The sequence below is a fragment of the Bacillus sp. JZ105 genome (assembly GCF_053903125.1).
Map to the genome: position 1 here is coordinate 559,880 of NZ_CP096387.1, position 20,795 is coordinate 580,674.

22 protein-coding genes and 4 pseudogenes are annotated in these 20,795 nt (G+C 39.3%); 18 read left to right on the forward strand and 8 right to left on the reverse strand.

The features are described from left to right. Positions 1-27: 27 nt before the first annotated feature. Positions 28-252: pseudogene (locus tag M1D81_RS02725) on the reverse strand (tyrosine-type recombinase/integrase); the annotation flags it as partial. A 260-nt stretch (positions 253-512) separates the two neighbouring features. Here M1D81_RS02725 and M1D81_RS02730 point away from each other — a divergent pair. Then, positions 513-1,057: pseudogene (locus tag M1D81_RS02730) on the forward strand (HAD-IIIA family hydrolase). Between the two features lie 256 nt (positions 1,058-1,313). Then, positions 1,314-1,397: pseudogene (locus M1D81_RS02735) on the forward strand (hypothetical protein); the annotation flags it as partial. A 199-nt stretch (positions 1,398-1,596) separates the two neighbouring features. On the opposite strand, the gene M1D81_RS02740 reads toward M1D81_RS02735, so the two are convergent. Further along, positions 1,597-2,160, reverse strand: a complete 564-nt coding sequence (locus tag M1D81_RS02740; RefSeq protein WP_456265700.1) for a GNAT family N-acetyltransferase — start codon at positions 2,158-2,160, stop codon at positions 1,597-1,599. A gap of 204 nt (positions 2,161-2,364) precedes the next feature. On the opposite strand from M1D81_RS02740, the gene M1D81_RS02745 reads away from it, so the two are divergent. From M1D81_RS02745 to M1D81_RS02760, 4 genes are all read left to right on the forward strand, one after another. Further along, positions 2,365-2,877, forward strand: a complete 513-nt coding sequence (locus tag M1D81_RS02745; RefSeq protein WP_456265699.1) for a GrpB family protein — start codon at positions 2,365-2,367, stop codon at positions 2,875-2,877. 223 nt (positions 2,878-3,100) lie between these two features. After that, entirely contained in the window at positions 3,101-3,304 is a 204-nt protein-coding gene (cspC, locus tag M1D81_RS02750) for a cold shock protein CspC (protein WP_008346765.1), read from the forward strand. 354 nt (positions 3,305-3,658) lie between these two features. After that, positions 3,659-4,057, forward strand: a complete 399-nt coding sequence (locus tag M1D81_RS02755; RefSeq protein ID WP_456265698.1) for a MerR family transcriptional regulator — start codon at positions 3,659-3,661, stop codon at positions 4,055-4,057. Positions 4,058-4,137: 80 nt separating this feature from the next. After that, positions 4,138-4,980: an oxidoreductase gene (locus M1D81_RS02760; RefSeq protein WP_456265697.1), complete on the forward strand. Its 843-nt coding sequence runs from the start codon at positions 4,138-4,140 to the stop codon at positions 4,978-4,980. Positions 4,981-5,392: 412 nt separating this feature from the next. On the opposite strand, the gene M1D81_RS02765 is transcribed toward M1D81_RS02760, so the two are convergent. Then, on the reverse strand, positions 5,393-6,442 hold the full coding sequence (locus M1D81_RS02765) for an NAD(P)-dependent alcohol dehydrogenase (RefSeq protein ID WP_456265696.1): 1,050 nt from the start codon (positions 6,440-6,442) through the stop codon (positions 5,393-5,395). A 218-nt stretch (positions 6,443-6,660) separates the two neighbouring features. Here M1D81_RS02765 and M1D81_RS02770 point away from each other — a divergent pair, with 218 nt between their 5' ends. Further along, complete coding sequence (locus M1D81_RS02770; protein ID WP_456265695.1) at positions 6,661-7,062, forward strand: MerR family transcriptional regulator; 402 nt, start codon at positions 6,661-6,663, stop codon at positions 7,060-7,062. Positions 7,063-7,105: 43 nt separating this feature from the next. On the opposite strand, the gene bglS is transcribed toward M1D81_RS02770, so the two are convergent. Next, on the reverse strand, positions 7,106-7,834 hold the full coding sequence (gene bglS / locus M1D81_RS02775) for a beta-glucanase (protein ID WP_456265694.1): 729 nt from the start codon (positions 7,832-7,834) through the stop codon (positions 7,106-7,108). Positions 7,835-8,102: 268 nt separating this feature from the next. Here bglS and M1D81_RS02780 point away from each other — a divergent pair, with 268 nt between their 5' ends. From M1D81_RS02780 to M1D81_RS02800, 5 genes and pseudogenes are all read left to right on the forward strand, one after another. Continuing rightward, positions 8,103-8,678, forward strand: a complete 576-nt coding sequence (locus M1D81_RS02780) for a TetR/AcrR family transcriptional regulator (protein ID WP_456265693.1) — start codon at positions 8,103-8,105, stop codon at positions 8,676-8,678. A gap of 79 nt (positions 8,679-8,757) precedes the next feature. Next, complete coding sequence (locus M1D81_RS02785; RefSeq protein WP_456265692.1) at positions 8,758-10,197, forward strand: DHA2 family efflux MFS transporter permease subunit; 1,440 nt, start codon at positions 8,758-8,760, stop codon at positions 10,195-10,197. Positions 10,198-10,390: 193 nt separating this feature from the next. Then, positions 10,391-11,284, forward strand: a complete 894-nt coding sequence (locus M1D81_RS02790) for an alpha/beta hydrolase (protein ID WP_456265691.1) — start codon at positions 10,391-10,393, stop codon at positions 11,282-11,284. Positions 11,285-11,435: 151 nt separating this feature from the next. Then, positions 11,436-11,812: pseudogene (locus tag M1D81_RS02795) on the forward strand (MmcQ/YjbR family DNA-binding protein). Positions 11,813-11,923: 111 nt separating this feature from the next. Further along, positions 11,924-12,685 carry an SDR family NAD(P)-dependent oxidoreductase gene (locus tag M1D81_RS02800; protein ID WP_456265690.1) on the forward strand — a complete coding sequence of 254 codons (762 nt, stop codon included), beginning with the start codon at positions 11,924-11,926 and terminating at the stop codon, positions 12,683-12,685. Between the two features lie 229 nt (positions 12,686-12,914). Here M1D81_RS02800 and M1D81_RS02805 read toward each other — a convergent pair whose 3' ends face one another. After that, a complete protein-coding gene (locus tag M1D81_RS02805; RefSeq protein WP_025093561.1) occupies positions 12,915-13,283 on the reverse strand; it encodes a UPF0715 family protein in 369 nt (122 codons plus the stop codon). A gap of 275 nt (positions 13,284-13,558) precedes the next feature. Here M1D81_RS02805 and M1D81_RS02810 point away from each other — a divergent pair, with 275 nt between their 5' ends. Continuing rightward, on the forward strand, positions 13,559-14,707 hold the full coding sequence (locus M1D81_RS02810) for a type II asparaginase (RefSeq protein ID WP_456265689.1): 1,149 nt from the start codon (positions 13,559-13,561) through the stop codon (positions 14,705-14,707). A 35-nt stretch (positions 14,708-14,742) separates the two neighbouring features. On the opposite strand, the gene M1D81_RS02815 is transcribed toward M1D81_RS02810, so the two are convergent. Together M1D81_RS02815 and M1D81_RS02820 are read right to left on the reverse strand one after the other, a co-directional pair. Further along, positions 14,743-15,627, reverse strand: coding sequence for an alpha/beta fold hydrolase (locus M1D81_RS02815; RefSeq protein ID WP_456265688.1), 885 nt, complete (start codon positions 15,625-15,627; stop codon positions 14,743-14,745). 56 nt (positions 15,628-15,683) lie between these two features. Beyond that, positions 15,684-16,136, reverse strand: a complete 453-nt coding sequence (locus M1D81_RS02820) for a MarR family winged helix-turn-helix transcriptional regulator (RefSeq protein ID WP_456265687.1) — start codon at positions 16,134-16,136, stop codon at positions 15,684-15,686. A gap of 215 nt (positions 16,137-16,351) precedes the next feature. Between M1D81_RS02820 and M1D81_RS02825 the strand changes: the two genes are divergently transcribed. The 5 genes from M1D81_RS02825 to M1D81_RS02845 all read left to right on the forward strand — a co-directional run bounded on the left by M1D81_RS02825 (position 16,352) and on the right by M1D81_RS02845 (position 20,325). Next, positions 16,352-16,957, forward strand: coding sequence for a TetR/AcrR family transcriptional regulator (locus M1D81_RS02825; RefSeq protein WP_024427803.1), 606 nt, complete (start codon positions 16,352-16,354; stop codon positions 16,955-16,957). 31 nt (positions 16,958-16,988) lie between these two features. Further along, positions 16,989-18,185 (forward strand): MFS transporter, encoded by a 1,197-nt coding sequence (locus tag M1D81_RS02830; RefSeq protein ID WP_456265686.1) that lies wholly within the window; start codon positions 16,989-16,991, stop codon positions 18,183-18,185. Positions 18,186-18,323: 138 nt separating this feature from the next. Beyond that, complete coding sequence (locus tag M1D81_RS02835) at positions 18,324-19,352, forward strand: acyltransferase family protein (protein ID WP_125587421.1); 1,029 nt, start codon at positions 18,324-18,326, stop codon at positions 19,350-19,352. 186 nt (positions 19,353-19,538) lie between these two features. Then, positions 19,539-19,832, forward strand: coding sequence for a hypothetical protein (locus tag M1D81_RS02840; protein ID WP_456265685.1), 294 nt, complete (start codon positions 19,539-19,541; stop codon positions 19,830-19,832). Between the two features lie 226 nt (positions 19,833-20,058). Continuing rightward, entirely contained in the window at positions 20,059-20,325 is a 267-nt protein-coding gene (locus M1D81_RS02845; protein WP_456270897.1) for a GNAT family N-acetyltransferase, read from the forward strand. Here the strand turns inward: M1D81_RS02845 and M1D81_RS02850 are convergent. Beyond that, the gene (locus M1D81_RS02850; RefSeq protein WP_025093555.1) at positions 20,317-20,790 is read right to left on the reverse strand and encodes a GNAT family N-acetyltransferase; all 474 of its coding nucleotides are present in this window, start codon (positions 20,788-20,790) and stop codon (positions 20,317-20,319) included. The two genes, M1D81_RS02845 and M1D81_RS02850, sit on opposite strands and share 9 nt — an antisense overlap. Between the last annotated feature and the right edge of the window lie 5 nt (positions 20,791-20,795).

Sequence of the window (20,795 nt, forward strand, 5' to 3'; positions counted from 1 at the left end):
GGCATATTTTGTTTGAATTTGATATTTTTAAATAATGTCATCTAATTTATCAGCCATGGATTTTTGTTTGTTTGGAAATAAGTGTCCATATACATCTATTGTTGTTCTTATAGATGCATGCCCTAATCGTTCTTTGATTGTGTGATATTCCTCTCCTTGATCAATGAGTAGTGCGACATGTGAATGTCTTAAATCGTGTAATCTGATTACTTTTAAATTCTCATCTTCTTGACAAAAATATTTAATTTTCGTGACAGTTGAGGCTTTGTTGACAGCAATTTCTTTCTTATATCTATCGTGCTCTATGTTGTCACAAGAGTTTGCTGAATATCGTTACACATCTTACAAGACAAGATATTTGCTAGATGGTCGAATGAATATTTAATAATATATGTGAACTATGATAAACAGATGTCATCAAAATTGTCTAGTTGAATAATGAATATCTTAACGCGGGAGCAGTTGCTGGAATAAAATTTGTATATTAGTGTTTTAAAAATGGGGGAAATAACATGAAACAGATAGAAGCAATTTTTTTAGATAGAGATGGAACAATTGGTGGTGATGAAACATTCATTATCCCGGAGAATTCGAACTCTTTCCTTATACAGCAATTCAAATTAATAAACTAAAAAAAGATAATGTAAAAATTTTCTCTTTTACAAATCAACCTGGTATATCAAGTGGATTAGCTAAATTAGAAGATTTTAAAGAGGAATTAAAAGGTTTTGGTTTTGATGAAGTATATATATGTCCACACGGTCATAATGACGGATGCTCTTGTAGGAAACCCGGCATAGGAATGTTAATAGAAGCTCAACAAAAACACAATTTAACTCTCGAAAATTGCGTCGTAATCGGTGACCGTTGGAGTGATATTGTTGCAGCTGATAAAGTAGGAAGTATTAAAATTTTGGTTAGAACTGGGGCTGGTGAATATTCACTTAGTGAACACTTTGATAAATTAAGTGGTATTAAAATAGACTATATAGCCAATGACCTTAATGATGCTATAAACTGGTTGTATAACGATTGTGGTTTAAATAACCAAGTGTAATAATCCCTGCTAATAAGAGCTGTCAATACAGTTCAGATCATGTTAAAAATAAACATTATCGTTATATAGCTAATAATAAAACAGTTTTGAAGAAAGCGAGTCCTTTCATGAACAGAGTGTTGAGGTCTTTGAAATGATAGTAAACCAGTGAAAGTTTTAAAAATGACAAGAAACATGAAAGCTAATCAGGAGAAAAGTGCTTAGAAATCTATGAATGGAGAGTGAATCGAATTGCTCCATAAAAGAAATTGGCTCGGATAAAAAAGACAAACAAAAAGCACTTCGTGATAGGTCGAAGCTGATTGCAGTTACATTATGGTCTTGTGTTGGGAGCCCGCTGCTGAAAACTTTCTGTCAGGGTTTATCAAAGAAAACATCAGATTATGAAGAAGCAAAGGCAATAAAAACAAAGTTAGAGGAGTAGCCCCACTTATCATGACCAAAATTAAAAAACATAGCATAGTATATATAATTAATATGCTATGTTTTTTCTTGTTACACTAATGCACCTACTATTTTAATTGCTAATGTTCATAAGGTTACTTTATGATGGAATAAAAACAAGTGTCAGTCAGCTGGCTGCCATCTGCGGATAAATCATCATTTCTTAAAGTGCCTTCAAAAACAAAGCCAAGTTTTTCTGGGATAGCCCGACTTTTGAGATTTGTTGATTCACACCTAATTTCTATTCTTCTAAATTTGATATTGTTTAACCCAAAGTCCGCTAACTTCCTCACTGCTTCTGTTATAAAACCATTCCCACTAAATGTTGTATTTACCCAGTACCCGATCTCACATTTAGGAATGGTCCAGTCAATCCTCTGAAGACTAGTTACCCCGATGAAGTGATTGCTGTTTTTATCAAAAATAAGAAAACGAAAACTTTCTCTTTTTAAAAAATTGATATGAGCATTTCTTAAATTGATCTCTGTTTCTTCCACAGTAGGCAGTTCTTGAGCAAATGGTAACCATGCTTTTAATTCAGAAAAGGAATCCTTTATTGCTTGGTTTACAATTTTCCCGTCTCCTGTTTGGTGTGGTGCTCGAAGAATGAGTCTTTCTGTTTCTAACTGTAAAGGAAGATCTAACAACAAAGGATTCATTTGATTTCTCCTCTCGGAATTTTATATTTTAGAGTATGTGGTTCAAACTGTACGTTGTTAATTTATTGTAGCAGATACCTGATCAATTCTTTAGAATATGAAAGAGCATCTTAAGTAAGTGGACTTTTTGTTTGAGATTGTTCTCTGGTTAGTTGTATTAAAATAACCAAATAAACAACAAAATCATAAAGTGGGGTTGAGTACATGCTTGGATTACCAAGAGGGGAAGTTTTTTTAGTTCCTTGGTCTGCTGAATGGGTCAAAGAATTTGAAAGTGAAAAGAAACGAATAATAGAAGTTATCGGTCAGTACATAGTGAATATACACCATATTGGAAGTACAGCAGTAAATGGTTTGAGTGCGAAACCCATTATTGATATTGCGATCGAAATCAATCATTTTCTTGACGGAGAACAGTGCGTAACAGCTTTGCAAGGGATTGGTTATTCTTATAGAGGGACCAATGTGCTGCCTGAAAGACACTATTTCAGCAAAGGAGAACCACGTACACATCAAATCCATATGTATCAAGCGGGCAATAGATATCTACTCGAACAAATAAATTTTAGGGATTACCTGAGAAGTAACGAACTAGCAAGAAGTGAGTACCAACAGCTTAAACTTAACTTATCAAGTGTAAATAAAAATGACAAACACAAATATGCAGAGGGAAAAACAGAATTTGTTAAGTCTATTTTAAATAAAGATTCTCTTTAGGTGCTGAAAAAATTGATTTTATGCACAAGAAAAATCGCTGCAAAGAAGAGATTCTTCTTTCTAATCAAGAAATTGCAATTATTACCGATTCATGCTATAATGAAAAGTAATTATTTTTGTTCGGCGTAAAGGATAGTATGAAGATTGACTTTTCGTCTTGAGGGTACTTTGGGCAAGGATAGTATAATACATTGTGTGGTAAACGCACGAGGAGGCAACAATCATGGAACAAGGTACAGTAAAATGGTTTAACGCAGAAAAAGGTTTTGGATTTATCGAACGTGAAGAAGGCGACGATGTATTCGTACATTTCTCAGCTATCCAAGGCGACGGATTCAAATCTTTAGACGAAGGTCAAAAAGTATCATTTGACGTAGAGCAAGGTTCTCGTGGAGCTCAAGCTGCTAACGTTCAAAAAATTGCTTAATCTTCATTCCTTTAAAACAGGTTCTCTCGGAGAGCCTGTTTTTTTTGCATGAAAAAACCCTACTCAGCGTACAAGTAGGGAGATGGTACAAGATATTCGTAAAAATTTCATGCTTCAAAGGTTAGTTTATAGTATAACATACTGGATTGACAATATGCGGAATTTCCATAAATTATTTATATTCATTTTAGGGAAGCATTCATTACGGTGATATACTTATAAAATGATGGAAAGAAGTTAAAGGAGAAGTTCCAGATTGAAAAGTTCCTTTCTTTTGGTTTAACACTGACACATATTGAAACACATCATGGTTTCAGTTAAAGTTAACTTTAATATAACATGTGAGGTGATAAAATGTATTCTATAACTGAAATCGCAAAAATTACGGGGCTATCTACTTCGACACTTCGTTATTATGAACAGATCGGTATATTGCCAGGAGTCACGAGAAACGAGCTCGGACGACGTGTTTATGACGAGAGAATACTAGAGTGGATCGAACTAATTCTTGCATTGAAAGATACAGGTATGTCCATAGAAAATATAAAACAGTACACTGACTTAGTTCTATTAGGGGATAGTACATTAAATGAGAGAAGAGATCTTTTATTGCAACATAAAAAAGAAGTGGAGCGAAAAATTATTAGTTCTCAATTGAATTTAGAAAAAATCATTCGGAAAGTTGCTTTATATGATATCTTAATGTACCAAGAAAACAATGTTAAGATAAAAAATAAAAAACCACTGGTATAATCCTTGACTTAAAGTTAACTTGAACAGATATGCTATAAGTGTAAATGATTCAAGAAAATGAACTTTAAGGAGTGGGGCATATGTCGGAGAAAGTATGGTTGATTACAGGATGTTCGACGGGATTTGGCCGTCAAATTGCTAAAAAAGCGATTGAGTCTGGCTATAAAGTAGCGGTAACTGCTCGGAATGTGGATCAAGTAAAGGATTTAGTGGCTGGCAAAGAAGAGCAAGCAATTGCCATCACGCTAGATGTGACCAACAAGGCTCAAATTAAAGATGCTGTTGAAAAAACAATCGATGCATTCGGTCGAATTGATGTGTTGGTGAATAATGCAGGGATCGGATACTTTGCTTCCGTCGAGGAAAGCGTGGAGGAAGAAACGCGTAAAATGTTCGAAATCAACTTCTGGGGTTTGATGAGTGTCACGAACGAAGTGCTGCCTCATATGCGTAAGCAAAAAAATGGTCATATTATTAACTTCTCTTCGATTGGTGGATTGGTATCATTCCCGACTCTTGGATACTATCATGCCACGAAATATGCTGTCGAAGGACTATCAGAAAGCCTAGCGCAAGAAGTCGAGCCTTTCAATATCAAGGTATCAATCATTGAACCGAGTGGTTTCAGAACGGACTGGGCTGGTCGCTCATCTGTCAAAACGAATACAGAGATTCCGGAACTAAGAGATTCTATCGTTGGTCAAATGCTCCAAGGTATGGCTAGTCAAAGTGGTCAAGAACCTGGAAATCCAGAAAAAGCAGCCGAAGCTTTAGTGACCATCGTTGAATCAGAAAATCCGCCGCTCCGCTTATTGTTAGGAAAAGCTGCTTACCAAACTGCCAAACATAAACTAAACAATATGAATGAGAGTATTGAGGCATGGAAAGAAGTGACCTTAAACAGTGATTTCGAAGAACAATAATTTCTAAGATGAAAAAAGGGTGAGCTGATTTATAAGCTCGCCCTTTTTCTGCATACCATGAAAAGCGGCGGCTACTGAAATTCTTGTGCCGAGACATGCAATTGACGGATGACGATTTGTTTTACTTTCTCTAGGTCCCGATCCTCTGTCGAGACCATCTCGTCATACCGCCTTCTCGGGCACCTGTTCTGTCTCTTTGTTGACAATCTTCATGTTCACAATGTGATGTAGCGGTATCATTGCATCATCAAGGGTTCAAATATTTCATAAGTGCGTTACTGCAATCATATAGCAGCTTTTTAATAGTCAAGCCTATAAGCAGTATCCACATGATCACGTCTTTCTCTTTATATTGCCATCTTCCAAACATAAAAAGACCAGCCCATCAGGCTAGCCTTTCAAAGAATATCAATCATAACGTCGAAATATCAATCACAAACCGGTAACGCACATCACTTTTCAGCACCCGTTCATATGCTTGATCAACTTGATTAGCGTTGATGACTTCAATTTGTGGTGTGATGTTGTGAGCAGCTGCGAAATCGAGCATTTCTTGTGTTTCTTGGATGCCGCCAACGAGTGAACCAGCTATGCTGCGGCGGCCGGAAATTAATGAAAAGACGTGGAATTGATCCGGCTTAGGCGGTGCACCGACGTTCACCAAGGTTCCATCTACACGGAGTAAGGACAAATAGGCATCCACGTTAATGTTGGCAGAGACCGTATTAAGAATGAGGTCGTACTGACCGGCTAGTGTCTGAAACGTATCAGGATCACTTGTAGCAAAATAGTCTTTTGCGCCAAATGACAGAGCTTCTTCTTTTTTATTCAAAGAGCGGCTCAATACCGTCACTTCAGCGCCCAGAGCACTCGCGAATTGAATGGCAACATGACCGAGTCCGCCCATTCCGACGATAGCAACTTTTTTGCCAGGACCTGCCTTCCAGTGCTTTAATGGTGAATAAGTTGTAATGCCAGCACAGAGAAGGGGACTTGCGGCATCAAGGGGCAGTTGATCAGGAATGCTGACGACAAATCGTTCAGTCACGACAATTTTTTGACTGTAGCCGCCATAAGTCGGTTCCCCGTTATAGTCACGGCTGTTATACGTTTGGACGACTCCTTTTGTGCAATACTGTTCGTCTCCATTTTGACAATATTCACAGGTGCCGCACGAATCCACAAAGCAGCCAACGCCTACACGGTCTCCGATCTGAAATTTCGTCACATCATCCCCTACAGCTGCAACGACCCCAGTAATCTCATGACCTGGAACCATCGGGAAAATACTGCCGCCCCATTCATCAAAAGCACTGTGGATATCTGAATGACAGATCCCGCTAAATTGAATATCAATTAAAATATCATGTGGACGAAGTGCTCTTCGTTCAATGGTCGTCCGTTCAAAATTCGCTTTTGCGTGTGAAACACTTAAAACATTTGATTGGTGCGTCTGACACATTCTTGATCATCCTTTCAAAAATAAGATTCGATTCTTTTCTTCTATACTGTACTTCTTAAAGTGAACTATAAGTCAACAGAAAACCTTCTGTGATAACGAATTCAGGCTTTTACAACATGCTTGAATCAAGAATTGAGCCAAAAGCATCTTGCTTTCTTTTTCAAAATGGAGATGATGAGGAAAGGAGATCGGAAGGTTAGAGAAAGAAGGAGGACGCAATGAAAATAGCACAAGCAGCAAAACAGCTCGATTTATCCACTGCGACACTTAGATACTACGAAAATATTGGTTTGATTAAGGAAATCAAACGTGACGCTCATGGAATTCGTGATTATACAGAGGATGATCTTCAATGGATTGAATTGATCAAGTGTATGAGAAATGCAGGGCTCTCGATTGATGCGCTTAGGGAATATACAGCCTTATTTTTTGAGGACGATGATCATACACTATCTTCGCGAAAAAACATTTTGGTCAATGAACGAGAAAGACTCGTCCAAAAACAAAAGGAAATCGAAGAGACCATTAAACGATTGGATTTCAAAATAGAAAGTTATGAAGATATTATCCACAATCATGAGAAAAAACTCGCTCATCAGCTGAAAACTCATTCTAATTAAACGAAGAAAAACCTGTGAAAAAATCACAGGTTTTTTAATAGAGTTATCTTTTGGTGTAACGCACCCAGTTATAATGTGCGTGGAGTGGTGTAACCCCGTTGTAGGAGCCAAGCCATTCATCGACACCTGCACCATTCCACAGGTTCATCATAATTTTCCCTGGTGTTTGGGGAATTTGTGTGGTGGCGGTATGCTTTAATTGTCCATCGACATACCATTTGATAGAGTTTGGCTGCCAGTCAAATGCATACGTGTGATAAGAGTTCGCTGCATCGAAATCAAGGTTGACGATCTTCTCATGATTTCCGACACCATTCGTATAGTAGTTAAACTGTACCTTTGTCGTATCTTTTCCTAGAAATTCAATGTCAATCTCATCCCAAGGCGTGCCATCAGTCGGTCCCGTATAAGTGAAGAAAGAAGAGACGATCCCCACATTTTTGGCTGGCTTCATGTTGACTTCATATAGCCCATAGCCGTACGTTTGAACGGAGCGGTTTTCTCCGCAGTCAAACTTGTTATAGGCGGGACTTGTGAGCGATAAACGCATTTCACCTGATGATGTCATCGACACGTTATTTGCACGCCACGTACAGTTAAACATGTTTCCATTCGAGTATCCATCGGCTTTTTGCCATAATCCCGTATTATAGTTGTTAAAAGGTTCATAAAACGATCCACCTGTTTGTGCCGAGGCACCCGCTGTAAATGTGGACAAACTCAAGACTAATCCAGTGACAAGCAGCATCAACATTCGTTTCATACGGTACATATTCGCATTCTCCTCTCCTTTTATGGAAGCGCTTTCTTTATTGATCATACATCATTCTTTCAAAAGGGAAAATCGGTCTAAATAATGATAAACAGTGTGCATTATTTAATAGAATTGAAAGAAGGATCATAAGTAAAAAATAATGATTGACATTGCGGACAGTTGTCCGTAAGATAATATCGGGACAATTGTCCTAATAAAAACCTAAAGTGTTTTGATTTAACACATAGAGATAAGTGTCATGTGAATGAAGGTAAAGAAGGTGAGCATGGTGGAAAAGGATATTGGGGAGGAAATTGAAGAGATCGCATTCTCCTTGTTTCAAGAATTTGGTGTAGAAAATGTCAGCATGCATAAAATTGCGAAAACAGCTGGTGTTGGGCAGGGTACTTTATACCGCCGCTATGCCAATAAAAGTGACTTGTGCCTTTCTATCCTTGGAGAGAGATTTGAACAGCTGATCCCAGCTTTGCATCTTTACTTGAGCAAAATAAGTGATCAGCCGGTTCGTGAACGTTTGCGTTATGTTCTCGAAGAAATTCATCTGATCGTCGGTCATCATCTTGACTGGATTCGGATGCTCACAATTTCTGGGAATTTAGAGCAGACAAGTAAAGTGTATGAGAGTCATTACAGTCAATCGCTTAGACAAATCATTCGTGATTTGCTTGAGGAAGCGAGAGAAAAGGGAGAAGCGAACATACAGGATATAGAATTGACAACGTTATGTATGGCATCTCCAATGATGCCTGAACTCATGTTTTATATACATGAATCTGGCTATTCAATCGAAAGAATAGCTCAATTTGCTGCAGAAAAACAGATTTTATCCGTCTTTCAATAGACATTAAAGTGGCTCATTTCTGACCACCCTGACTTCCTAAGATTCATCTAAACTCAAAAAGAAAAGGAGCCAACTTCATATGAACAAACAGCAAGCAGCAGCTTCTGAAATTCGAACGCTGCCCATTATTATTTCTTTTATCACAGCTGGATTTATTGGCCTATTCAGTGAAACGGCATTAAACATGGCGCTGAGAAATTTAACGTTAGACTTTGGAATTGAAGCGACGACTGCTCAGTGGCTGACAACAGGATATTTATTAACACTTGGTATTCTTGTACCGATTTCAGGACTCATTCTTCAATGGTTTACGACAAGACAGCTTTTCATTACGTCGCTCGTCTTTTCGATCATCGGAACATTTATTGCGGCGGTTGCGCCGGTCTTTAGTATATTAATGGTAGCACGTGTCGTGCAGGCAGTCGGCACAGCATTGCTTCTGCCATTGATGTTTAATACGATTTTGGTCATCATCCCGCCTCATAAACGAGGCAGATCGATGGGGATTATTGGTCTTGTGATCATGTTTGCACCAGCTGTCGGTCCAACCGTCTCAGGTCTTATTCTGAAATCGTTGACGTGGCATTGGATTTTCTGGATTTCACTTCCTTTATTAATTGCTGCACTCGTATTTGGTTTTATTTTTATGCAAAATATTACAGAACCAACAAGACCGAAAATCGACATCTTATCAATTGTGCTTTCAACCATTGGTTTCGGCGGAATTGTATATGGCTTTAGCAGTGCCGGTGAAGGCGGCGGCTGGAGCAGTATGCATGTCATCGTTGCGATTGTAGTTGGTGTCATAGGGATTCTTGTATTCTCCTTAAGACAGTTGAACATGAAAGAACCAATGCTGAACTTAAGCCCGTTTAAATATCCGATGTTTGTCATTGGGTTACTTCTGATTTTAGTATGTATGATGGTGATGCTGTCTGCTATGATGATTTTGCCATTGTATCTGCAAACGTCCTTGGCGCTTTCTACATTTACAGCAGGTATAATGCTATTGCCAGGTGGAATTATCAACGGACTGCTATCCCCAATCATGGGTGGTCTATTTGATAAGTTTGGTCCAAAATGGCTTGTCATTCCAGGTCTTGTCATTGTCGCAGCGACGATGTTTGGCTTTACGAATCTAAGTGTGAATACGTCGATTGGATTCATTGTAACCCTTCATATTACCTTAATGATCGGAATCGCGATGATCATGATGCCTGCTCAAACAAATGGATTGAATCAGCTGCCGCCAGAGCTATATCCGCATGGTACAGCGATTATGAATACATTGCAGCAGGTGGCAGGAGCCATTGGTACTGCGATCGGTATCTCGATCCTTTCATCAGGAACCCGCAGCTTTATGGAAAATGTGTCTGATCCCGCAAATCCGATGAATCAGCTGCTCGCCTTTACAAATGGCGTCCAGCATGCATTTATCTTTGCAGTGATCATGACGATCATTGGTTTGATTATTGCCTTCTTCATTAAACGAGTGAAGGTAGAACAGCAAGTATCATAAGAAAGATGAAAAGCACTGAGGACTAGCGCCGCAGTGCTTTTTTTATTTGCTCAATGCTTGTTTCAAAGAGAGTGAAAACGGGGAGATAGGTAAAAAATGAACATTGAAAATTTGCTGCTGATTCAGTAGGAGGAAAAGAGGAAAAGGAAACGAATGAGTAACTAAGAAATGAATAAGATAGGAGTCTGAGATCATGAACTTAGAAGAACAAATCAAAATCGCTGCGTCATTACGCCAGCCATCTGAAGGTTCATTAGCGAGTCAATCGGAACTAAAGCCAGTAAATCCTCCTGAAGTGAACAAAATGGAATATGATATTCCAACAAGTGCTGGCGAAACAAAGGTGTGGGTATTTAAGCCAGTGAACACATCCAAACAGCTGCTTCCTGTTTTTGTGAATTTACATGGCGGCGGATTTATCATGGGCAGTGCTGAAATGGATAATCCATGGTGTCCAGTCATTGCAGACCGGGCGCAATGTATCGTTGTCAATGTCGAGTATCAGCTTGCACCCGAGCACCCTTTCCCGGCCGCTCTTCATGAATGCTACGATGTACTGAAGTGGCTGTATGAACATCCTGATGAGCTTCAAATCGATCGGAATGCATTAGCCATTGGCGGACATAGCGCAGGAGGAAATTTGGCAACGGCTGCTTGTCTATTGAATATTCAAAAAGGAAATAAACTCCCAATTGCCTATCAAGTGCTTGATTATCCGCCGCTCGATCTAGCCACTGATCCAGCACAAAAGCCAGCGTTTGAAGAAGCGATCCCAGTTGAATTGGCGAGACTCTTTAATTCCTTCTATCTGCAAGGCCAAGATCCGCACAATCCGCTCGTTTCTCCGGTTTTTGCAGATCGTTCATCCTTAGCACAAATGCCTCCAGCTCTCGTCATCACAGCAGAGAAGGATTCGCTGGCTGAAGAAGCCGAGCAATATGCTGCCAAGTTAAAAGAAGCAGGGGTAGACGTCACGTACAAACAATTTAAAGGCGTTCCACACGGCTTCACGCACGCCGGAGATTTAGCCATAGCTGAAGAGGCTTGGCATCTGATGGGGGATCAATTAAAGAAAGCGTTTGAATAAAAAAGCAGAGTGATTCAAAAGCACAGGAGATAATGGACCTGTGCTTTTATTATTGTTTCTGAAAAAAGTAAATGTAAAAAGGGTCAGATATCTTTACTCGTTGTCGATATAATAGAAAGAATAGATGATCTCTTAAAAAGGAACTAATGAAATGAAAAAAGAACAGCTACAGGCATTTTGTCTGTCTTTAAAAGGAACACGCATGATTATCAACCTGAGTGGCAGGCAGATCGTTATCATATTGACGGAAAGATGTTTGCTATGATGGGGGGAGATGCGAATCGAAAGCCTGTCATCACGTTAAAATGTGATCCTCATCGTACTGAAGAACTAAGAGAGATGCATGTAGGAATTATCCTTGGCTACTATATGAATAAAACTCATTGGAATTCCATTTACCTTGATGCAGACATTTCTTTCTCATTTGTAAAGGAATTAATCGAACATTCCTACCAATTGATTTTTCAAAAATTAACAAAAAAATCTCAACATGATATCCTCCTAAATGATTCAAAAGGAAGTGACTGAGGAGCTGTATCTAAGTTACATAATGCCCTTTGACTCTCTTCAAAATTGACTTGAGCGAAATGCTGTCGTTATAATTTAACCAGTTAGAAGACACGAATAGGGGGATATAAAATGGGCTATACAGTCATTACAGGAGCAAGCTCAGGTATTGGATATGAGGCGGCTCTCGCCTTTGCAGCACGAGGAAAAAATCTTATATTAGCTGCACGCCGGCTCGATAAACTCCAAGAATTGAAGAAGAAGATTCATGATCAATATCCCGATATCAAAGTAGTCATACAGTCAGTCGATTTAACAAACATAGAGCAAGTGTATTCATTTTATGAATCATTGTCAGATTATGAGCTGGATACGTTCATTAATAATGCAGGGTTTGGTCACTTTGGCTCTATAGGAGAACAAGATTTAAGTAAAATTGGGGATATGCTTCATCTGAATATCGAAGCATTAACGATTCTATCCACCTTATTTGTTCGTGATTATGAGCAAGTAGAGGGAGCTCAGCTCATTAACATTTCTTCACGAGCCGGCTACACAGTCGTCGGCAATGCCGTCACCTATTCAGCAACGAAGTTTTACGTGAGCGCCTTTACAGAAGGGCTGGCCCTAGAGTTGAAGGGAAAAGGAGCCAAATTACAGGCAAAAGTATTAGCGCCATCCGCGACAGAATCAGAATTTGCAAAGCGTTCATTGGGTGTAGACGAATTTGAATATGAAGGCAATGTCAAGAAATATCATACATCAAAAGAAATGGCAGCTTGTCTGCTTGAGCTTTATGACAGTGAAAAAACAGTCGGTATTGTGGACGGAAAGACATTCGAATTTGAATTAAAAGATCCGATCTTTTCACACGCTGGAACAAGTATGAAATAACAATTCCCATCACTGAGGTAGATTTCCTCAGTGATTTTTTTATGTGATTGACTGTTTGGTCAAGCATAGGAGGTATGTAACGAGTGAAGGCGATTAAGCATCACAAAATATACTCTTCGTCACTATATAGAACAGGATATTGTACGTCCTAGGAAGATCGCTCAAAATGGATAGCTGTTATTTGATGAGAAAAATGCTTTAAAGAAACTAATGAAAAAACACCTTCGCGTTAGGTGTTTTTTTCATGCATTCTTTGATAAAACAAAGAATCACAAGTCCAGTAGATAAGACTGCTCATGATGATAATTGGTAAAGACGCCTGGCTCCCAATACCATCGATGAAAAAGAGCATGACAACCATTGCAATCAGTAAATACGCAGCTAAATAAAGAGGATGGAAAGCCTTTGGCTGCAAAGAAAACAATAACTGCAAAGGAACCGCAAAGACGAAATAAAAAACAAAAAAGATAGGAATGTAAAATATCAGAAACGCAGGCTCAGCTTGAATAGGTGGAAATAAGCAGACAAACAAGCCGAGTAAAATAGAGCTGATGAATAGAGTGATTAGGATTTTGTAAAAGGGTTGAAGCGAATGCAAAATGTATACTCCTTTTTTGTAAAATTTACTATATTTTATCATAAATTCATTATCGAGCATCGGTTATTTTGAAAATATGCCACCTTCAATATTCAATTTAATTACAGCAAATTTAGGTACTAAGAATTGAATAAATCATTAATATAACGCCCTTTTTACCTTTATTTGGTTCTATACCTTTAGCCTCATGTCGATGAATGAAGGTATGGTATAAAGTAAATCCTATAGGTAGAGTTTAGCCATAAATCCATCAAATGAGGAAAAGAGATGATCCAATGAACATGACAAAATGGTTAGGTGCTGTCTTTCTTTCTGTTTTATTATTGGTGACAGCAGCCTGTGCGAACACAGGTACTCAAGAGAATACTCAAAGCGAAAAAGAAAACGTATCCAATGAAACAAAAGAGAAACACAAGGCGGTTGAAACAGGGAATAAGTCCTTATCAAATATTAAGGTATTAGCCACGGGCGGGACGATTGCTGGCAGTTCAGACAGTGATACAGATACGACGGGCTATAAATCTGGTTCACTCGGCATTGATAAAGTCATTGCTTCCGTTCCACAGCTGAAGGATATTGCAAATGTCACGGGTGAGCAGGTTGCGAATGTTGGCAGTGAAAATGTTGATAACGCTCTTCTTTTAAAATTAGCCAAGCGAGTGAATGAACTATTAAAAGATGATCAAGTAGATGGCATTGTCATTACGCATGGAACAGATACCCTTGAAGAGACAGCTTACTTTTTACATCTGGTTGTCAAAAGTGATAAGCCTGTGGTGGTCGTTGGCTCAATGAGACCAGCATCGGCAATCAGTGCGGATGGTCCGCTCAACTTGTATCATGCAGTGAAAATTGCATCAACCAAAGAAGCAAAGGGCAAAGGGGTCATGGTCACATTAAATGACCGAATTGCATCAGCCCGATTTGTTACGAAAACAAACACGACCACAACCGATGCCTTCAAGTCACTTGAGCAAGGATACATCGGAGAAGTTACTGGTGAAGTGGTGTCCTTTTATAACGAACCGACAAGAAAACATACGACTGAAAGTGAATTTGATGTATCAAAGATAAAAGAATTGCCTCAAGTCGATATTTTATACGGCTATCAAAATGATCAAAAATATATGTATGATGCCGCAGTAAAAGCAGGTGCGAAAGGGATTGTCGTGGCTGCAGCAGGAAATGGAACGATGTCAACAGAAGCCATCAAAGGGGCAACAGATGCAGTGAAAAAAGATGTGGTTCTTGTGAGATCAAGCCGTACGGGTAATGGAATTGTCACCCACGAAAAAACGGATGATGAACATCACTTTGTGTCCTCTGATTCATTAAACCCGCAAAAAGCACGTATTTTGCTCATGCTGGCCCTAACGAAGACAAATGATCCAGATAAAGTGCAAAGGTATTATGAACAGTATTAACGGAGAAAAAGACCCGAAAGACATCGGGTCTTTTTTCATGCATTTTCAGCACGCTCCTTTAAAGAGAGTAAAATATCTCGCCAAATATCGTCTACATCAGTAAGAAAGTGCCCTGCTTGATCGATATAATAGGTTTTGACGTTTGGAATCGCCTGAGCTATTTTTTCTATTTCTACAAATGGAGCCATTGTATCTTCTTTTCCATGCCAAACATCAACAGGGATTTGAATATCTTTCATTTCGAATGTCCATGGTTTCGAGAGTAAAATGGGTTCACGAATACATTCATCCACCGATTGACGAGTCGCTTCGTGTAAATGTGTCATCATCATCTCTAACTGCTCATCGGTTTGAAGGAATTGCCGATCCCACGGATGTAAATGCTTGTTCCCGTTTTTGGCCAGCTTCTTAAATTTCTCTGGTTTGTTCTCAATCATTTTTTTCTGGGAACGATAGCTTGCTTTCAATAGCCAAGGAAACTTCTTACTAAGGAAAAAGGCTAATTTATTTTCTTTCAGCATAGCTTTAGGAGGTTTTCCGCTTTGAAAAGGGGTTGTACTTGAGATTAGAGCGGCTGAAAGGACGCGATCCGGCAATTGATAGGCACAACCAGCAGCGAATGCACCGCCTCCAGATACGCCCATCACTGAAAAATGTTGAATGCCAAGATCATCTGCCACTTCCAGCACGTCTTTTGCCCAGTCTAAAATTGTGCGGTCAGGTAGTGGGGTGGATAAACCAAATCCAGGTCGATCCAAACAGATGAGACGAATGCCGAGCTCTTGTGAGATTGGATCATCATCTAAAAACATTACTCTTGATCCAGGTGTCCCATGAAAAAAGAATACTGGAAACCCCTCAAGATCACCGTATTGAGTCAAACCGATGTGGCGGCCATCTTGTAAATGAACGCTTTTCATATTTTCATCCCCTTAATAGTTTATCTAGCTTAAATGTTAATGAGAGAAACACCGTATTAAGGCGCTTCTTTCGCAATCTGATAGATTTTTTCGTATAGAGATAGTAATGTTTTTAAATCTTCTTTTGGAAGTTTTGCATAATATTTTTGAATAAGGTGCAATTGAATGTCTTCCGTATTTTTGTGATAGTCATGACCCTTTTGAGCACAATCAACAATGATTTCTCTTCGGTTATGTGGATTAATTTCTCGTGTGACATAGCCGAGCTGCTCAAGCTTTGATACAAGCTGGCTAGCTGCGCTGGCAGAAATCGAAAAGTAATCAGCTAATTCATTGATTGTTCTTGTTTTCGTGCGCAGCAGCTCAAGTGTCAGCTCTTGTTTGGCTGATAAATCTGCATACTCATGTTTTAAAAATCGCTGATGCTCTTCTACATAAATTGAGCTTAGAGCATTCGAGTATTCAATGATCTTTTTACCGTAATGAATGATTTCCTCATCCAATGTCATCACCTCTATTCTATTATAGGCATTCTTTATATTTAAGTGAAGTTAAATATAAAGGGGAATTAAATGATTGACGAGATACTTGAAAGGGAGATCACCGGTATATCCATTTTTCATTGTATGATGAGGAAAATCCATTTATAATAAAAAAATAAACCAACTGGTCGGTTTTATTTTGTCCGTATGAAGAAATGCAGGGTAGAAAGGGATTGTGACATATGACAAGTACACAAAGCGGGGCTGGAAAGAGTGAGAAGACGAAGCAAAAAATCGTCACCGCTTCTCGTGATTTATTTGCGAAAAAAGGATATTCAGAAACATCCGTGCGCGATATTTTAGAGGCTGCTGAGGTGAGTAAAGGCAATCTCTATCATCATTTCAAAGGAAAAGAGTTTTTGTTTCTTCATATTATGGAAGAGGATCACCGTTTGATGATGGAAACATGGCATGAGGAGAAGAAAACACAGCACCGGGCTGTCGATAAGCTCGCTGCATTTGCAGAGATGCTCAGTCAAATGGGGATTAACTACCCATTAATGAGAGCGAGTGAGGAATTTTGTGCCAGTGCTTTTACATCAGACGAAGTCATGGAGCGGCTGAACAAGATTGATGTCGATTTTGATGATGTGATGAGAGATATCTTACTTGAAGGAAACAAAGATGGCAGCTGGTCGATCCAGCATGTGGAGTCAAAAGTGAAAATATTACTTTCCGTTTTTTATGGATTAGACGTGTTATATAAAAATGACACCATTGAGCAGAAGAAAGAGTTACAAAAAGAGGCGATCTCATTGTTTATTCACGGAATCAACCATCATGAGTAACAAGTGAGTCAGTAAAGGGGAAACAAACATCATGCAAAAACCGATTCGTGAGCAAAAAGCAGTACTCGTGATTTTATTAAGTAATATATTTATTGCGTTTTTAGGCATCGGTCTCATTATTCCTGTCATGCCGCTATTTATGAATGTTATGCATCTAACAGGGAGTACAATGGGATACCTTGTGGCGGCGTTTGCCGTTGCCCAGCTCATCGCATCACCTATTGCAGGGAGATGGGTAGACCGCTACGGAAGAAAGATTATGATTGTGTCTGGGCTGTTTCTATTCGCGTTATCAGAACTCGTTTTTGGTCTTGGTACACACGTGTATGTTCTGTATTTTGCAAGGCTTCTAGGCGGTATTAGTGCGGCATTTATTATGCCGGCTGTCACTGCGTATGTCGCAGATATTACGACCGTTCAAGAAAGATCAAAGGCGATGGGCTATGTCTCTGCGGCCATTAGTACTGGTTTTATCATCGGTCCGGGAATTGGCGGGTTTATAGCAGAATACGGCGTACGCCTGCCATTCTTCTTTGCGGCAGGGATTGCGTTTATTGCCGTTATTTCGTCTATGTTTATGCTGAAGGAGCCTTTAACAAAAGAAGAGCGAGAGAAGCAATTGAATGAAGTGAAAGAATCGACATTCTTTAAAGATTTGAAAAAATCGATTCATCCAAGCTACCTCATCGCCTTTATCATTGTGTTTGTCCTCGCATTTGGACTATCTGCATATGAAACAGTCTTTAGCTTGTTCACAAACCATAAGTTTGGATTTGGTCCAAAAGATATTGCCGTCATCATTACCGTCAGTTCGATTGTGGCAGTCATCATCCAAGTACTTGTGTTTGGTAAACTGGTAAATGCCCTAGGAGAAAAAAGAGTCATTCAGCTATGTCTGATTATCGGGGCTGTCCTTGCTTTCGTTTCAACCGTTGTTTCAGGCTTTTTGGTTGTTCTGATTGTCACATGTGTCATTTTCCTTGCGTTTGATTTATTGCGTCCAGCATTAACGACCTTCTTATCCAAAATCGCTGGCAACCAGCAAGGATTTGTCGCAGGGATGAACTCCACCTACACAAGCCTAGGTACGATTTTCGGGCCGGCCCTTGGCGGCATTTTATTCGATCAAAATATTCATTTCCCATTTTTATTCGCAGGTGTTGTCTTATTTCTTGGATTAGGCTTAACCCTGATTTGGAAAGGGAAGGCAACGGTTGAATCTGATTAGATTAGGGGCTCTAACTAGGGCTCTTTTTTTTGTTCCTTTTGGATAGATTTTTGAAAATAATCACAAGGTCCCTGTTGATAAGGCGTTATTCATGTTAATCTAATACATGTTTTACCAAATAAAGGAGGGGGATTTTCAATGCAAATTAAAGAGATTTTTTTTATTCGGTGTATCTCGTGTTTGAGTGTTGTGCTCATTCATGCAATAGCCATTTTATCTAGTCCTCAATCATCATCGATTCTTGTAGCACTACTCATGTTCAGTACACCGAGTTTTATTTTCATTTCTGAGTTTTTATTGGCGCATGCTTATCCAAATGGTACACCTAAAGGATTTATGTGGAAGAGAGTGAAAGCCATCTTTTTCCCATTTGTATTTATTGGGATTGTCGATGGGTTTATGCATTCGGCATCGTTAAATGGAGGGGCAGCTGACTTTTTTAAAAGAGCTTCAGCAAATGTCTTATTGGGAAATTATATTGGTTATTTTGTTCTGATTATTTTTCAATTTTACTTTTTGCATATGTTTTTTCACAAAATTGCTAAGCGTACCTCAGCCAAATGGGTATTGCCGATCTCCTTTATCATCACAGTTGGTTATTTAAGTGTCATGAACCTCGTCAAAATCCCACAACCTCAATTACCTAATCCAATGTTCGGCTTAGAATGGATTCCATTTCCAGGGTGGTTATTCTATTTTTGTTTAGCCTATTATTGTGGAGTGAATTATCAGCAGTTTATCACAAGACTTCATCGTTTTAAGTATGCCGTGTATGGACTTGTTTTGATTTCCGCAGCGACCCTTCTAAGCAATTCATATGTAGGCTTTTTCGAGCCTTCTTCTAAGAGGCCAGACGTTGTTCTTTATACAATCAGTATTGTCTTCTTATGTTTTCTCTTGTTTTCTAAAGTGAAAAGCGTTCCACCTTTCGTAGCTGTCATTAGTCAATATTCATTCACCATCTATTTGCTTCACGGGTATTTTCTAGGTATCTCTGTGTTGCTGTGGGGACAATTAAAAGATTATCCATTCTTTGTAGGGACAATCATAATATCAGCACTAGCAATTGCTGGATCTATCCTATTGTCATGGTTAGCGAATCATTATAAATATGGCTATATGTTTGTCGGTAAAATCAACAGAACGAGACGAAAAACAGTCGCTTAACCCTGATTTGGAAGGGGAAGGTGACAGAAGAAGCATCAGCAGAATAATATCATCCAGAATGTAAGAGACCTTTTAAATGAGGTCTCTTTTTTTAAATGGCGCCTTTGATGCAAAATCCCTTTTTTGGCAAAGAATTCTCTATGTCAGCCGCTTTTTCTTTATAATGGAAGGATAGGGGGGATCATCGTGCATCTATTGAAGCAGCAAAAGACACCATCACTGAAAAAAGGAATTAGACAGATCGATCCGGCATATCCAGTGTTTGTAGATGCGGTCATGGATGGCATGATACAAGGACATCTTTATGTAGATGATGAAGCGCATCCGCTTGTTTATTTTCTCGAAGCTTCATGCGGCATTTATTATGTAGCAGGAAGGAGTGAAGCGGAGCTGTTACGCTGCTCAGCTTTCTTGTGGATGTGTACGAAAGGCAGAAAAGACAAAACGGCCGATTCACCTTATTTTCAGCAAATCCATTAACAGATGCAATGATGAAAAAATGTCTTGGGTTACATCTGAATGAAATGGAAAGACATGCGTACGTTTATTCACAGGCATATTCTCATGCCACTCAGCCTCATCCAGGCTATAGAGTAGAGCGGACAAATGAGCAGGTGATGACTGCAAGCGTGCTTTCCCTCCTAGCTATTACGAAGCCTATTGGGGAGAAACAGCTCGTTTTCTATCAAAGGGAATCGGGATTGCCATTTTAAATGGAGAGAACGTGGTCAGTGAATGCGTCTCTATTTTTTCAAGTCTGGATCTTGCGGAGATAGATATTTGGACAGATGAGTCTTATCGCGGAAAAGGTTTGGCGCTGCTGTCAGCTCAGCATATGATCAGCACCTGTCTTGAAAAAAAGAGGACACCGCATTGGGATTGCGATGTCCATCACCTAGCTTCAATCAAACTGGCAGAGAAGTTAGGCTTTCAGAGGCTCAAAACCTATCGATTGTTTTATGGTTCAAGATGAGAAGGTTTTGAGATACCAAGCATCCATTGCAGAATGCTCAGAGCCTTCAAGCGGTTCTGAAAGAAGAGAAAAGCCATATCGCTGATAAAGGCCTATAGCTGCTGTTAATTCCCGGCGGGTTTCTAAATAACACGCTTCGTAGTATGCAGAGGCATATTCCAGCGCCGTATCCATCAGTTTTTTGCCCGCACCTTTTCCTTGTGCTTTTGGACTTAAATAAAGCTTTTGTAATTCACATACTCCCTTTGTAAATGGAGCAATCCCTACACCGCCCACAATCTCACCCTGCTCTTCAGCAATCCAATAGGCTGCATGAGTCAATGATTGATAGTATTCGAAAAGCTGGTCAAGTTGAGGATCAGTATAGGCTGTTCCTTCAATCGCTAGATTCGCTGATTCTAGTGACTGGCGGATAATCGCTGCGATATACGGGTTGTCTTTTTGCTCAATGGGTCTAATGTTCATTTGAA

Bases quoted from the DNA above. Each gene is read 5' to 3' on its own strand.
- M1D81_RS02800 (WP_456265690.1), top strand. From the start codon at position 11,924: ATGGGCTATACAGTCATTACAGGAGCAAGCTCAGGTATTGGATATGAG.
- M1D81_RS02820 (WP_456265687.1), bottom strand. From the start codon at position 16,136: ATGACATTGGATGAGGAAATCATTCATTACGGTAAAAAGATCATTGAA.
- M1D81_RS02760 (WP_456265697.1), top strand. From the start codon at position 4,138: ATGTCGGAGAAAGTATGGTTGATTACAGGATGTTCGACGGGATTTGGC.
- M1D81_RS02850 (WP_025093555.1), bottom strand. From the start codon at position 20,790: ATGAACATTAGACCCATTGAGCAAAAAGACAACCCGTATATCGCAGCG.
- M1D81_RS02770 (WP_456265695.1), top strand. From the start codon at position 6,661: ATGAAAATAGCACAAGCAGCAAAACAGCTCGATTTATCCACTGCGACA.
- bglS (WP_456265694.1), bottom strand. From the start codon at position 7,834: ATGTACCGTATGAAACGAATGTTGATGCTGCTTGTCACTGGATTAGTC.
- M1D81_RS02790 (WP_456265691.1), top strand. From the start codon at position 10,391: ATGAACTTAGAAGAACAAATCAAAATCGCTGCGTCATTACGCCAGCCA.
- M1D81_RS02810 (WP_456265689.1), top strand. From the start codon at position 13,559: ATGAACATGACAAAATGGTTAGGTGCTGTCTTTCTTTCTGTTTTATTA.
- M1D81_RS02815 (WP_456265688.1), bottom strand. From the start codon at position 15,627: ATGAAAAGCGTTCATTTACAAGATGGCCGCCACATCGGTTTGACTCAA.
- cspC (WP_008346765.1), top strand. From the start codon at position 3,101: ATGGAACAAGGTACAGTAAAATGGTTTAACGCAGAAAAAGGTTTTGGA.
- M1D81_RS02780 (WP_456265693.1), top strand. From the start codon at position 8,103: ATGGTGGAAAAGGATATTGGGGAGGAAATTGAAGAGATCGCATTCTCC.
- M1D81_RS02765 (WP_456265696.1), bottom strand. From the start codon at position 6,442: ATGTGTCAGACGCACCAATCAAATGTTTTAAGTGTTTCACACGCAAAA.
- M1D81_RS02830 (WP_456265686.1), top strand. From the start codon at position 16,989: ATGCAAAAACCGATTCGTGAGCAAAAAGCAGTACTCGTGATTTTATTA.
- M1D81_RS02755 (WP_456265698.1), top strand. From the start codon at position 3,659: ATGTATTCTATAACTGAAATCGCAAAAATTACGGGGCTATCTACTTCG.
- M1D81_RS02825 (WP_024427803.1), top strand. From the start codon at position 16,352: ATGACAAGTACACAAAGCGGGGCTGGAAAGAGTGAGAAGACGAAGCAA.
- M1D81_RS02785 (WP_456265692.1), top strand. From the start codon at position 8,758: ATGAACAAACAGCAAGCAGCAGCTTCTGAAATTCGAACGCTGCCCATT.
- M1D81_RS02740 (WP_456265700.1), bottom strand. From the start codon at position 2,160: ATGAATCCTTTGTTGTTAGATCTTCCTTTACAGTTAGAAACAGAAAGA.
- M1D81_RS02745 (WP_456265699.1), top strand. From the start codon at position 2,365: ATGCTTGGATTACCAAGAGGGGAAGTTTTTTTAGTTCCTTGGTCTGCT.
- M1D81_RS02835 (WP_125587421.1), top strand. From the start codon at position 18,324: ATGCAAATTAAAGAGATTTTTTTTATTCGGTGTATCTCGTGTTTGAGT.